The 13,532-nt window shown below is 66.5% G+C and carries 8 protein-coding genes, 3 tRNA genes and 1 pseudogene; 3 read left to right on the forward strand and 9 right to left on the reverse strand.

Annotated elements, in window-relative coordinates:
* Positions 1 to 41: 41 nt before the first annotated feature.
* The 4 genes from D2E22_RS08085 to D2E22_RS08100 form a co-directional block, all read right to left on the reverse strand.
* Positions 42 to 1,739 carry an ABC transporter permease gene (locus D2E22_RS08085; protein WP_126032586.1) on the reverse strand — a complete coding sequence of 566 codons (1,698 nt, stop codon included), beginning with the start codon at positions 1,737 to 1,739 and terminating at the stop codon, positions 42 to 44.
* On the reverse strand, positions 1,736 to 2,590 hold the full coding sequence (locus tag D2E22_RS08090; protein WP_126032587.1) for an ABC transporter ATP-binding protein: 855 nt from the start codon (positions 2,588 to 2,590) through the stop codon (positions 1,736 to 1,738). The genes D2E22_RS08085 and D2E22_RS08090 overlap by 4 nt, the downstream gene beginning before the upstream one ends.
* 77 nt (positions 2,591 to 2,667) lie before the next feature.
* Positions 2,668 to 3,966 carry a glycosyltransferase family 2 protein gene (locus D2E22_RS08095; RefSeq protein WP_126032620.1) on the reverse strand — a complete coding sequence of 433 codons (1,299 nt, stop codon included), beginning with the start codon at positions 3,964 to 3,966 and terminating at the stop codon, positions 2,668 to 2,670.
* Positions 3,966 to 5,543, reverse strand: coding sequence for an AI-2E family transporter (locus tag D2E22_RS08100; RefSeq protein WP_126032621.1), 1,578 nt, complete (start codon positions 5,541 to 5,543; stop codon positions 3,966 to 3,968). Before D2E22_RS08100 ends, D2E22_RS08095 begins: the two co-directional genes overlap by 1 nt.
* A gap of 123 nt (positions 5,544 to 5,666) precedes the next feature.
* Here D2E22_RS08100 and D2E22_RS08105 point away from each other — a divergent pair.
* Positions 5,667 to 6,587: pseudogene (locus D2E22_RS08105) on the forward strand (glycosyltransferase family 2 protein); the annotation flags it as partial.
* 481 nt (positions 6,588 to 7,068) lie between these two features.
* Positions 7,069 to 9,594, forward strand: a complete 2,526-nt coding sequence (locus D2E22_RS08110; RefSeq protein ID WP_126032588.1) for a glycoside hydrolase family 94 protein — start codon at positions 7,069 to 7,071, stop codon at positions 9,592 to 9,594.
* A 217-nt stretch (positions 9,595 to 9,811) separates the two neighbouring features.
* Here the strand turns inward: D2E22_RS08110 and D2E22_RS08115 are convergent.
* From D2E22_RS08115 to D2E22_RS10560, 4 genes are all read right to left on the reverse strand, one after another.
* Positions 9,812 to 9,887, reverse strand: a tRNA-Phe gene (locus D2E22_RS08115).
* Positions 9,888 to 9,922: 35 nt separating this feature from the next.
* A tRNA-Asp gene (locus D2E22_RS08120) sits at positions 9,923 to 9,996 on the reverse strand.
* Between the two features lie 35 nt (positions 9,997 to 10,031).
* Positions 10,032 to 10,105: transfer RNA gene (locus D2E22_RS08125), tRNA-Asp, on the reverse strand.
* A gap of 122 nt (positions 10,106 to 10,227) precedes the next feature.
* On the reverse strand, positions 10,228 to 10,917 hold the full coding sequence (locus tag D2E22_RS10560) for a DUF4190 domain-containing protein (RefSeq protein ID WP_164518472.1): 690 nt from the start codon (positions 10,915 to 10,917) through the stop codon (positions 10,228 to 10,230).
* Between the two features lie 181 nt (positions 10,918 to 11,098).
* Here D2E22_RS10560 and D2E22_RS10565 point away from each other — a divergent pair, with 181 nt between their 5' ends.
* Positions 11,099 to 11,503 carry a hypothetical protein gene (locus tag D2E22_RS10565; protein ID WP_164518473.1) on the forward strand — a complete coding sequence of 135 codons (405 nt, stop codon included), beginning with the start codon at positions 11,099 to 11,101 and terminating at the stop codon, positions 11,501 to 11,503.
* A 190-nt stretch (positions 11,504 to 11,693) separates the two neighbouring features.
* On the opposite strand, the gene D2E22_RS08135 is transcribed toward D2E22_RS10565, so the two are convergent.
* On the reverse strand, positions 11,694 to 13,406 hold the full coding sequence (locus D2E22_RS08135) for a DUF2130 domain-containing protein (protein ID WP_126032590.1): 1,713 nt from the start codon (positions 13,404 to 13,406) through the stop codon (positions 11,694 to 11,696).
* Between the last annotated feature and the right edge of the window lie 126 nt (positions 13,407 to 13,532).

Below are 13,532 nucleotides of genomic sequence, written 5' to 3' on the forward strand. Positions count from 1 at the left end.
TCCTCCCGTCGCCGGCCGCGGCCGGTGCGGGGCCGCGGAGCTTACTGCTGCAGCGCCGCGAAGCCGTCCAACGTGGCGAGGACCTTGAGCTTGCGGCGTTCCAACAGCTTAGCCCCCAGCCATGTACCAAGCCACAGGACCCCGGCGCCGTTGGCGAGGGCGACCGGGATGAGGACCGGATACCACCGGTCGAGTGCACCGCCGAAGGCGAGGCCGATGACAATGCCGATCGTCGGAATCATGACGGCCACGAAGAGCAGCATCTGCAGCAGCGGAATGAACATCTGCGCCGCGCCTCGGCCCTGCGGCGTGCTGAACGGCTTCTCGAGCGACGGCGTCGGATACAGGAAGACCGGGTTCATCGCCTCGGCCACGCCGATCGTCGCGAGCGTCCACGACCATCCGCATACGCCGAGCGTCAGTCCGAGCAGCCAGCCGGAGGGCGTACGCCAGAAACCCGAGCAGGCCATCGAGATCGCGAACAGCACGACGATGCTCACCGTCGCGACGAGCATGTAGGCGCGTGCGCGGCCGCGGCGGTCGTCGATCGCCGGCGTGCCGCAGATGACATCCATCGCGAAGCCGCGGCCGTCGTAGCCCAGGCCATTCGCCGCGTTAAGCGCGAACATCGTGCAACTGACGATCATGCCGACCCAGACGTACCAGTCGCCGACCCGGCGTCCCATGAACGCGAAGATGAGAACGACGAGCAGCGGCATGACGAACATGACCGACTGGCGCGGGTCGCGGCGCAGCATGCACAGCAGGCGCGCGGCCACGGCGCCGGACGGCGAGTCGGAGGTGCGCGCGAACATGCCGAGGCCCTTCTCCGCCTTGCCGCCGGAGACGGCGGCGTTGTGGGTGCGCGCATAGCGCAGGCTCCACATCGTCAGCCACCAGCACACGGCGCAGGCGGCGACGACGATGAGCAGATGGGCGGTGAAGGCTCCCCATGCGCCGTCGGCGACGTCGAAGGGCAGCATGAACGGCGCGCCGAGCGGCGTCCAGCCGACGACGTCCGCGGCGCGCACCATGTGGCGCACGTCGATCGCCGCGCCGGCCGTGTCGAGGGTCGCCATCGTCATGCCCGGCGCCTCGGCGAGCAGGATGATGACGACCATCATGACGACGTAGAACAGGTTCTTGCCGGCCTGCGAACGCACGATGACGCCGAAAAGCGACAACATCGCCTTCGAGCACAACATCGCCGTGACGATGACGGCGAAGGTGGACGCCACGGAGGCGATGACCGCCGCCGCGCCGAAGCGGGCGTAGGCGGGCGTGAACGCGAGCAAGCACAGCAGGAAGGTCAGGGCGGCGGGACCGGCGAGGCCGGCGGCGACGAGGCCGGTCGTCAGCCTGCGGTCCCCGATGCCGTAGATCGCGAAATTGTCGGGCGTCATCGTCGAGTTCTCGCCGACGATCATCAGCTGGATGAGGACGGCGAGCAGGATCGCGAAGGCGCCGGCGATCGGCATCGCGATGCGCAGCACGACGCCGACGAGCGGGTCTGACTGCACGCCGAGCGCGATGCCGCCGATCAGCGCGCCGACGATGCAGCCGGTGCCGACGATCGCCGTGATGATGAAGCCGACGAGCTGCCAGACGGAGCGTCTGAGCGTCGCGATGGTGATCGCCCAGCGCAGCCGCACGAAGGTGCCGATGGACGGCTGCGCCAACGGGCCGGTCTGCGGCGCGGCTCCGGGGACGTCGCCCGCCATGGCCGTCGCCGCGCTCATCGTGCGCCGCCTTCGTGCGCCGCCGTCCGGGCGCCACCGGTCGCGTCGCCGTCCTCGCCGCCGTCGAGCCATGAGATGCGCGCGGCGCCGTGGCGGCCGCCGACGAGCTGCAGGAAGCGCTCCTCGAGGTCCTCGCCGCCCGCGACGGCATCGACGGTGCCGGCCGCGACGACGCGGCCGTGGTCGATGACGGCGACGTGCGTGCACATGCGTTCGACGAGCGCCATGACGTGCGACGAGATGATGACGGTGCCGCCGGTCGCGACGTATTCGGCGAGGATGTCCTTGATGTTCGCGCTCGAGATCGGGTCGACCGCTTCGAAGGGCTCGTCGAGCACGAGGATGCGCGGGCTGTGGATCATCGCCGTCGCCAGGCAGATCTTCTTCGTCATGCCGGCCGAATAGTCGCGCACCATGACGTGCGCCGAATCGGTCAGGTCGAAGGCGGCGAGCAGATCGGCGCCGCGGCGCGACGCCTCGGCGCGGCCCATGCCGCGCAGCATGCCGGCGTAGACGAGCAGCTGCATGCCGGTGAGCGTCGTGAAGATCTGGTCGGGCTGCGGCATCAGGCCGATGAGGCGCTTGGCCCGCGCCGTGTCGGCCCACACGTCATGGCCGAGGATCGCCGCCGCGCCGGCGTCCGGTACGAGCATACCGGTGAACATGTTGATCGTCGTCGTCTTGCCGGCGCCGTTGGGACCGACGAGGCCATAGAACGAGCCGACGGGGATGTCGAGAGACAGGCCGTCCACGGCCACCTTGTCGTCGAAGCGTTTGAACAGGCCACGCATCGAAACAGCCATATGCGGATCGGGGGCGCCCGGCGCCGGCATCGGGGGAACTGCACTCATGCCTGCCACGCTATTGCAGCGTCCGGGGGAATGGAAAAAACGTCTCAGCTCGTGGACCGCGCCGCAAGACGGGTCCGTCACGACGCCTGTCTGGCGGCGGCCGCCTCGTCGCGCCCGGCGCGTTCGTCCTCGAGCCGTTCGTCGTCCGGCGCGCCGCCCTTGTGCTCGATCGGCTTCCACTGCGCCTTCGAGAAGACGGCCTGGAACGAGATCGGCACATAGCTGAGCATGTAGATCGGGAAGCTGAGCACATAGGCGAACAGCTCCTTGTTCGTCGCGCCGATCCGGCGGCGTTCGACGACGATCGTCAGTGCGGCGAGCGCCATCATGAACAGCACCGACCAGACGATGCCGTTCATCCAGTTGAACAGCGAGCCGAGCTGGCTCGCCCACGAGACGAAGCCGAAGGCGGCGTAGATCGCGCCGAGCGCGATGCGGATCATCGCGAGCAGCATGAACGGGCACAGCAGCAGCGTGAAGTCGATGCACGAGAAGTCGCGTTCGCGCACGGCGCGGCGGATGAGCGAGGGCCCGTAGTAGCGGAAGACCTGCAGGAAGCCCTTGCTCCAGCGCAGGCGCTGCCTCCAGCTCTGCGCGAAGGTGACCGGCTGCTCGTCGTAGAGGATCGCCGAGCCCACATAGCCGATGCGGTCGCCGTGCAGCACCGAGTCCATCGTGAACTCGAGGTCCTCGGTGAGCAGATGGAACTTCCAGCCCTTGTTGCGGCGCATGACGCCCTGCGAGAACATGAAGCCGGTGCCGCCGACGTGGCAGCTGTTGCCGAGCCACATGCGCGAGGCGCTGACGAATCTGGACTCGCGGATGAACCACAGCGCCGAGCCCGACGAGACCCAGTTGTCGGAGAGGTTGACCGAGTTACGGTAGCTCGTCAGGATGCGGAAGCCGGACTGGAACCCCTTGTTCATCTCCTCGAAGTAGTGCTCGTCGAGGCGGTTGTCGGCGTCGAAGACGAAGAACGCGTCGTAGCGGTCGGCGGTGCCGTCGCCGATCATCGTGTCAAGCAGGTAGGTCAGCGCGTAGCCCTTGCCGATCTTCGTCCGGTCGAAGCGTTCGACGACGTTGCAGCCGAGGTCGCGCGCGATCCTCGCCGTGTCGTCGGTGCAGTTGTCGGCGACGAGCCAGATGTCGATGAGCGGGGATGGGTACGTCTGCGTCTGGATGTCGCGGATGAGGTTACCGATGACGGCGCGTTCGTTGCGCGCGGAGACGAGGACGGCGTAGCGCTTGTCCATCGGCGCGTCCGGGAAGGTGATCGGCTTGGCGAACAGCGAGATCAGGATGCACACACCCTGATAGACCATGCCGACGCCGCCCACGGCGACGAGCAGGATGTCCAGAACGTTGAGCAGCACCATCAGCGCCAATGACTCCTTGGGTTGTCCGGCCCCTTGGACCCGGAACGTCTCTTGTCTTGCTTGCCGTCTTCCGATTCTACCTGCCGGGGTGCGGACGCGGGGGCGTCGGCTGCGGGCGAAGCGCCGGCGTCGGCTGCTCCGGCGTGCGCGTCGCCGCCCCCCTTGAGCCCTTGGCGATGGTCGGAGTCGAGGATGCGCTTGGGGATCGCGACGGTCGGCGAGTCAGCGGTGACGGGCGCGCTCGCGCCGCCGTAGGCGGCCTCGCGCAGCTGCGCGATCGCGTCGTCGTCGAAGGAGACGTGCGCGGACGATCCCTTCGCCTGGCGCGCGCCGGGGATGTGCTCCCCGACCGGCTTGAGCACGTGCTCGTTGATCGCGTCGGCCGCCTCGACCATCTTCGACTTCTTCTTCGTCGTCGGATCGTTCATCAGCGGCACGTCGACGAGCGGGTACTGCTTCATCGAGACCTTGAGCAGCACCTGGATGCTCGCCGTGATCGGCAGCGCGAGGAACGCGCCGAGCGCGCCGAAGATCGAGCCGAAGAACAGCACCGACAGGAACGCGATGCAGGGGTTGAGGTCCATCGTGCGCTCCGAGATCTTCGGCGACAGCAGCAGGTTCTCGATCTGCTGGTAGATCGTGATGAACACGATGACGCCGATCGCATATCCGATGCCGCGCTCGCCCCAGGCGAACATGACCGGCAGCGCGCCGCCCAGATAGGTGCCGATCGTCGGGATGAACTGGGAGACGATGCCGCAGAACAGCGCGAGCGGCAGCCAGTACGGCACCTTGATGATCACGAGGAACACCGACATGCACGCGGCGTTGATCGCGGCGAGGATCGAGCGCGAGAACAGGAAGCCGGAGATCTGCTCCTGCACGACGGTCCATGTCATCAGGAAGCGGCGCTGCGAACTCGGCGCGATCCATTTGCACAGGCTGCGGCGCAGTCGGGGGCCCGCGATCGCGATGTAGAAGGCGACCATGAGCGCGGTGATGAAGTTGAGCAGGTTCGAGAAGACGCCGAGCGTCGTGCTGAAGGCCTGTCCGGCGAAGTCGGTCACCCAGTTGCCGCGGATGTTCTTGATGATCTCGCCGCCGAGGTCGTTCATCTCGGGGATCTTGAAGTCGGTCTTCTCGCTGACGAAGGAGGCGAGCTGGTTGTACAGGTCCGGGAACCCCTTGACCATCGAGATCATCTGCTGGACGAACATGTTGCCGAACAGCGCGAGCAGCGTGATGACGATGACGATGAGTCCGATGAGGCATGTGACGGCGGCCACGCCGCGCTTCCAACCGTGTTTGATGAGCCGGATGATGAGAGGTTCGACTGCGAGCGCAAGGAACAGCGCGATGACGACGTCGAAGACGATGTAGGTGATCTTGAACCACGACGAATACGCGAACCAGGCGAGGAAGACGGCGATCGCCGTGTACAGCAGCGCTCGCCCGTACCATTCGGGCGGCCGGCGTGGGTCGCCCTTGGCGGGGAACAGCGATGCGACGTCGAGTTTCCTCTTGGCGTCGGCCCCGTCGGCCCCGTTCGTACGCTTCACGCCGGCCTCGCCGGCCATGTCTTCGGTCTGTGGCTCGCTCATGCCCCTCATTAAAGCACACCCGAGGCGCACGCGCGTGATGGGGGCACCAGGCCGCCATGCACGTAGGCACTGTACGGGCGCGCACATATTCTTGAGACCATGCTGAAAGTATCGATCATCATCCCGGCGTGGAACGAACAGGACCGCATCACCGACTGTCTGGACAACGCGCTTCGCCAGACGGTGACGCCGCACGAGGTCATCGTCGTCGACAACCGATCCACCGACGACACGGTGGCCGTCGTCGAGCGCTACATGCGCGAGCATCCCCAGGCGCCGGTCAAGCTGCTGCATCAGGACGAGGAGCAGGGGCTCATCCCGACGCGCAACTTCGGGCTCAACGCGGCGACCGGCGACGTGCTCGGCCGCGTCGACGCCGACTGCATGCTCAAGCCGGACTGGGTCGAGGTCGTCGCCGGCATCTTCACCGAGGACAGGGACGCGATGGGCGCGACCGGCCCGGTCACCTACTACGACATGCCGGCGCGCAGGATCGCGCTGCGCGGCGACGACAGCGTGCGGCGCCACACCTTCCGCGCCGACGGCGGCAAAGTGCTGCTGTTCGGCTCGAACATGGCGCTGCGCGCGAGCGCGTGGCACGAGGTCGCCGGCGAGGTGTGCCGGGACCGCGAGGACGTCATGCACGAGGACATCGACGTCTCGCTGCATCTGCTCGGCCGCGGCTTCAAGACCGTCTATTCGGAGCGCATGATCTGCGGCATCTCGGCGCGGCGCATGGACACGTCGTTCAAATCGTTCCGCAACTACATGAAGCGCTTCAAGAACACCTTCGAGGCGCATCCGCAGCATTGGCGCACGCGCAAGTCCGAACGCACGCTGTATCTGATGTATCCGTGGCTGCACGCGCTCTTCCCGGTCTACCAGCAGTACCTCGAATCGAGGGAGATCAACCCGGCGCTGCGCATCTGGTTCCGCGAGCAGGCCAAGCTCGCGCGCGCGCAGGGCGACCCGCTCGACGACCTCCCCGGCATCGACGTGCTCGTCACGGAGACGCCGACCGGCGTCGACGGCATCGACGAGATCAGCAGCAGCGGCATGTTCGACGATGACGACGACGCGCATGTGGCCGACGGGTTGACGGCGGAGACGCCGGCGGCGGCCGCCGAGGACGCGCGAGACGGCGCCGCCGACGCCGAGCACGACGCGATCGTCGCGGCCGAGGAGGCCGTGGCGTCCAACGGACCGGCGATCCCCCCGGCGACGAGCGACCAGGGCGTCGACGCCTCCGCCGAATCCGCATCCGCCGCGAAGGAATAGGCGCTCCACTCCACTCCCATTCGCGCAGCCCCGCCGCATCCGCCGGCGGGGCTGCGGGCGTCCGGCGCCGCACGACACACCGGATCCACACGCCGCCGGTTTTGTTCTGTCATCGTACTATATATAGTTTTATCAATAAACTAACTCGATGACCGAGTTGACAACGCCGGCAGCGTCGCCGTCGACACCATGACGCGGCGCATGCCAGAAAGGACCGGACACGGTGCGATACGGCCACTTCGACGACGCGCGCAGGGAATATGTGATCGAGACCCCGGCGACGCCGCTCCCATGGATCAACTACCTCGGCAACGAGGACTTCTTCTCGCTCATCTCGAACACGGCGGGCGGATACTCGTTCTACAAGGACGCGAAACTGCGCCGCATCACGCGCTACCGCTACAACGGCGTCCCCGCCGACGAGGGGGCGCGCAGCTTCTATCTGACGCTGATGGAGCCGGCCGATGGCGCCGACCCGATGGACGACGCCGCGCTCAGGCCGGTCGCCAGCTGGTCGCCGACCTTCCTGCCGCTCAAGACGCCGCTCGACTCCTACGAATGCCGCCACGGCATGGGCTACAGCGTCTTCCGCGCCTCCTACGCCGGCATCGACTCGGAACTGACCGCCTTCGTCCCGCTGCACACGCCCGCCGAGATCAACAAGCTCACGCTGACGAACACGACGGACGCCGAACGAATCGTCGACGCGACCGCATGCGTCGAATGGTGCCTGTGGAACGCCGTCGACGACGCGAGCAACTTCCAGCGCAACCTGTCGACAGGCGAGGTCGAGGTCGAGCAGGGCGACGAGGCCACGCTGATCTACCACAAGACCGAGTTCAAGGAACGCCGCAACCACTACGCGTTCTACTCGGTGAACGAGCCGACGGTCGGCTACGACACGGTGCGCGACGAGTTCCTCGGCAAGTTCAACGGATGGGACTCGCCGCAGGTCATCGCCGAAGGACGCGCCCGCGACTCGGTCGCCTACGGATGGTCGCCGATCGCGGCGCCGCGCGTGCGCGTGCGGCTCATGCCCGGCCAGAGCGCGTCGCTCGTGTTCATGCTCGGCTACGTCGAGGTCGCCGACGACGCGAAATGGGAGGACCCGGACGACCCGGCGAAGGTCGGCGTCATCAACAAGCGCCCGGCACACGAGCTCTTCGCGCGCTTCGACACCGTGGACAAGGTGGACGCCGCCTTCGACGAGCTCAAGCGCTACTGGACGTCGCTGCTCGACGGCTTCCAGGTGAGGACCGGCGACGACAAGCTCGACCGCATGGTCAACATCTGGAACCAGTACCAGTGCATGGTCACCTTCAATCTGTCGCGCTCCGCCTCGTACTACGAGTCCGGCATGGGACGCGGCATGGGCTTCCGCGACTCGAACCAGGACCTGCTCGGCTTCGTGCACATGATCCCCGAACGCGCACGCGACCGCATCATCGACATCGCCTCGACGCAGCTGCCCGACGGCTCGGCATGGCACCAGTACCAGCCGCTGACCAAGCAGGGCAACGCCGACATCGGCGGAGGCTTCAACGACGACCCGTTGTGGCTCGTCGCCTCCGCCTTCGCCTACCTCAACGAGACCGGCGACGACGCGATCCTGCGCACACCGACGCAGTTCGACAACACGGCCGGCTCCGAGCAGCCGCTGCTCGAGCACCTGCGCCGCTCCGTGCGCTTCACGATGACGCACCGCGGCCCGCACGGGCTGCCGCTCATCGGACGCGCCGACTGGAACGACTGCCTCAACCTCAACTGCTTCTCGTCGACGCCCGGCGAGAGCTTCCAGACCGTCGAGAACAACGACACCGGCATCGCCGAGTCGGTGTTCATCGCCGGCATGTTCGTCCTCTACGGCGAGCAGTACGCGCAGATCCTCGAACGCTTCGGCGCCGCCTGCGGCATGGACGGCGACGCGGTGCGAGCCGAGGTCTCCGACGTGCGCGAAGCGATCGCGCAGATGCGAGCCGCGACGCTCGACGCCGGTTGGGACGGCGCATGGTTCCGCCGCGCCTTCGACGCGACCGGCGACGCGGTGGGCACCGCCGGGGACAGCGAGGGGCGCATCTACATCGAGCCGCAGGGCATGTGCGTCATGGCCGGCATCGGCGTCGACGACGGACGCGCCGCGCAGGCGCTCGCCTCGACGAAGGAGCTGCTCACCTGCCGCTGGGGCACGTCGATCCTCGCGCCCGCGTACTCGACCTACCGCATCGAGCTCGGCGAGATCTCCTCGTATCCGCGCGGATACAAGGAGAACGGCGGCATCTTCTGCCACAACAACCCGTGGATCTCAATCGCGAACGCGATCGTCGGCAACGACGACGAGGCCTTCGCCGTCTACACGCGCACCTGCCCGGCCTACACCGAGGAGTATTCGCAGATCCACCGCACCGAGCCATACGTCTACTGCCAGATGGTCGCCGGTCCCGAGTCGCACGCCCCCGGCGAGGGCAAGAACTCGTGGCTGACCGGAACCGCCGCATGGACCTTCGTCGACGTCTCCCAGTACCTGCTCGGCGTGCGGCCCACCTTCGACGGCCTGCTGCTCGACCCGCACATGCCGGCCGACTTCACCGATCTGCACATCGAACGCACGTGGCGCGGCACCCGCTACATCATCGACGTGACGCGCACCGGCAAGCCGTCGCTCACCGTCGACGGCGACGCCATCGGCGGCAACGTCGTGCCGATCGCCGACGCGGGCACGAAGGAGGTCCACGTCGTGCTGACGATCTGACGCCCCGCCCCCACGCACCGCATGCCGGATGCGCGGCCGTGCATCCCGGGCCGCGGACCGTCCGGCATGCACGGCCGCACATCCGCGGGATCACGCACAGCCATGACGAGAACATCTCCAACGCCAACCTCCCCCGGTATGATCACCGGGGTTCGCATCGGTCTGGTCACGCAAACGGAGAACCCCTCCGCATCGATGATGCGGAGGGGTTCTCCTATGGTGGCTCCGAGCGGCGTCGATCCGCTGACCTAACGATTTTCAGTCGTTCGCTCTACCAACTGAGCTACAGAGCCATGAATCCCACAGAACCAAAGTCCCGCGGTTTTCGCGACCACGACCGGACTTGAACCGGCGACCTCCGCCGTGACAGGGCGGCGCTCTAACCAACTGAGCTACGCGGCCTTGGACCATGAAGAGGAATCCTCTCCCTGACCAAGCGACCCCGGCCGGACTTGAACCGGTGACCTCCGCCGTGACAGGGCGGCGCTCTAACCAACTGAGCTACGGGGCCGTGTTCTTCGCGGTGAGAAGCTCATCGCGACAACAGATGTATATACTACCGAAATGATCCCAAAGCGCAAATCACGGCGTGTCGCCTTCTGATGCGGGCTTCACACCGTCGATTCGCGGCACTCACATCGCGAGCTCGTAGACGACCGTCGAGGCCGCGGCATCCGGCAGGCGCGAGGCCATGTCGTCGAGGAACGCGATCTCATCGCCTCTCGAGAAATCCTTGTGGCCGTCGTAGTAGCCGTTCGTCGTCGTGCATTCGTCGTTGATGCACACCTGCACCTGCTCGCCGTTCTCGATGACCTTGACGTCCATCGAATTGACGAACCACACCACCATGGCGATGACCACGACCGTCAGCACGCTGAGGATGGCGCCGATGATCGTGCCGGCGATCGCCATGCCGCGGCTCTTCTCGCCGGTGCGCCTGATGCGCACGAGCGCGATGATCGAGATGATGAGGCCCGCGATCGGGATCACGAACGAGAGGATGAATCCGATGATGCACAGCGCGCTCCAGCGTGCGCCCGCATCCGCACCTGCCCCGTAGTACTGCGGCGCGCCCGGATACGGCGTGGTCGGGCCCGCGCCGTAGACGCCCTGCGGCAACGGCTGCGGCGCCGGATACGGCTGCTCGCCGTAGGCCGGCTGCGACGCCTGATACGACTGCTCACCGTAGGCCGGCTGGGAAGGCGCGCCGTACGCATCCTGTCCGGCGGCGCCGTTGTACGCCTCCGCGCCGTTGTCGTAACCGCCCTGCGTGTAGTTCATCGGCTGCTGAGCGTCGTTGTTCTGAGGATAGTCTTCGTTCATGCGACTCACTCTAGCGGACCCGAGCGCCGAACGCGACGGCCGCCTCGCTGTATGGGCGCCGTCACGGATCCGGCTTTCGGTGCAGCCGTGAGAATACTCGCCCCCGCGCGCGCCGCGGACACCGTACCGTAGAGGAAGCGGACATGAAGCACATACCATCGAACAACAGAAAGAGGCAATCATGGCGAACAAGACCACGACCATCGACCCGGAGAAGGATCCGGACGAGCTGACCGACGCCGAGCTCGAGGAACTGCGCGACCCCGACGACAATCCCGACAAGGCGGACGTCGACGCCTCGGCGCACAACGTGAACATCGCCGCCGTCATCTGCGGCGTCGTATGCGGCGTGCTGCTCATCGGCGCGATCTGCTGGCTCGTCGCCCGCGGCCGCGAGCATTGCGAGGACCATGAGATGCGCCGCGATTTCGAGGCGCTCAAGCGCAATGTGAGGCGGGTACCGGAACTCGTCTCCGAGAACGACGACGTGCGCAAGGCCGTCAAGACGATCTCGACGCATATGCGCGACATGCGCGACGACGCGCAGGACGCCTTCGACCGCGCCCACGACGCTCTGCGCCGCTGAACGCAGCGAACACCGGCGGACGGCCCCTGCCGCCGACCATATGCGCAAGCGATTCCAAGGTGTTCAGACCGCGTTCGAGACGCCCGTCGGAAACGATGACGCGCGCGGTAACGATTCGGTTACATCGCCCGCATGCATGGACGTGCGGCGCGCGGCTCCGCACACCGCACGCCGACGATGCCGCGGGACGTCACTCGGCGGCGCCGTCGGCATCGGCTCCGTCGTCGTCGACGACCCGCGCCTCGACCTCGTCCGCATCCGCGCCGCGCGCATGCCGTCCGCATCCATCGACCGCCGTCTTCGCGTCGCGTGCCTGCGCGAACTTGTCGCGCATCGTCGGGTTGCCCCAGGTGAGCTTGCGGATCGTCAGATCCTGCGCCTTGTTGTTGGCCAGTTCGAGCTGGCGTTCGGAGCCGGCGAGCTCGTCGCGCGTCTTCTGCAGTTCCCTGATCGCGTTGTCGATGCGTTTGATCGCCTCCCGGTAGTGCCTCGCCGCCAGGTCGAAGTTCTTGCCGAAGCGCTCGCGGAAGTCGTTGAGCTTGTCCTCGAAGCCGGTCACGTCGGCGTTCTGCCGGCGCATCTGCTCTACCTCGCGGCGCAGGTCCACCGATTTGCGCGCCGCGTTGCGCAGCAGCGTGATCAGCGGGATGAAGAACTGCGGACGGATGACGTACATCTTCTCGTACTCGTACGAGACGTCGACGATGCCGGCGTTGTAGAGTTCGCTGTCCGTCTCGAGCATGCTGACGAGCACCGCGTATTCGCAGCCCTTCTCCTTCCTGTCCTTGTCGAGCTCCTTGAAGAAGTCGGCGTTCCTGTGCTTCTTCTCGGTCGATTCCATTTCGTTCTTCATCTCGAACATGATCGAGATGTATTCGTCGCCGTCCTCGTCGTAGTCGCGGAAGATGAAGTCCCCCTTGCTGCCGGTGCGCGCGTCGTTGTCCTTGTCGAAGTAGGCGGTCGGGAACGCGCCCATGCGCGCCCTGTTGAATTCGTTCAGGCAGTGCTGTTCGAGTGATTCCCCGACCATCTTCGTCGACAGCCTCGTCTTGAACTCCTTGAGCCGTTCGATCTCCTCGTCGCGCAGCTCGAGCTCCTTGCGGTGCTGCTCGTCCTTCATCCGCAGTTGCGATTCGTAGTTGTCGGTGATCGACCGCCTGTCGTGTTCGCGCTCGTATTCGCTTTTGTCGAGCGAATGCCTGAGCTCGTCGCGCTCCTTCTCGGCCGCGGCGACGGCTTCGCGCACTTCGAGCCGCTTGTGCACGTCGGCCTGCTCGATCCTCGCGTTGAGCTCGGCGATGCGCTTCTCGTAGTCCGACGTCGTCTTGAGCATCTCGGCGTCGCGGCGCGCCTCCTCCTGGCTGCGCGCCGATTCGAGCTGCGCCTTGAGCGCGTCCGTTTCGGCCTGATGCCTGATGCGCGACCGTTCGAGCGCCGCTTCCTTGTCGTCCGCGGCCTGCTGCGCGTCGCGTTCGATGCGTTCCTTGAGCGCGGCGATCGTCGCCTTGTCGTCCGCCTCCTGACGTGTGTGCTCGCCGCGCAGCTGTTCGAGCGCGGCGTCGCGTTCGGCCGCCGATTCGCGGCGCGCCGATTCGAGCTGCGCCTTGAGTTCCTTGATCTGCCCGTCCTTCTCGAGTTCCGTGTGCTCGATCCGGGCCTCGAGCTGCGCCTTGAGCGCGTCCACCTCGGCCTGATGCCTCGTGCGCGTCTGGTCAAGTTCAGCCTGCGCCTCGCTGTGCGCCTGCCTGAGTTCGGCGTCGGCCTGCTGCTTGATGAGCGTGCTGCGTTTGTCGACCTCCTCCTCGATCGCGGCGCCGCGCACCTGCTGCAGGATGTCGGCGTAGTCGTCCTCGTCGATCGCGAACTGCGTGTGGCAGTGCGGGCAGATGATCGTATGGTCCATTGCTTCCTCCCTGATATGTTCGTCGTGCGGCCGGCCGCGCTCAGAGCGGCCTGGCGCACATCCTGCTTCGTCGCGCGGCCGCGGAACGATGCGGCCGGCCGCATCGCGTGCGGCGTCGCTTCATCG

This window comes from Bifidobacterium castoris (assembly GCF_003952025.1).
Taxonomy (GTDB): Bacteria; Actinomycetota; Actinomycetes; order Actinomycetales; family Bifidobacteriaceae; genus Bifidobacterium; species Bifidobacterium castoris.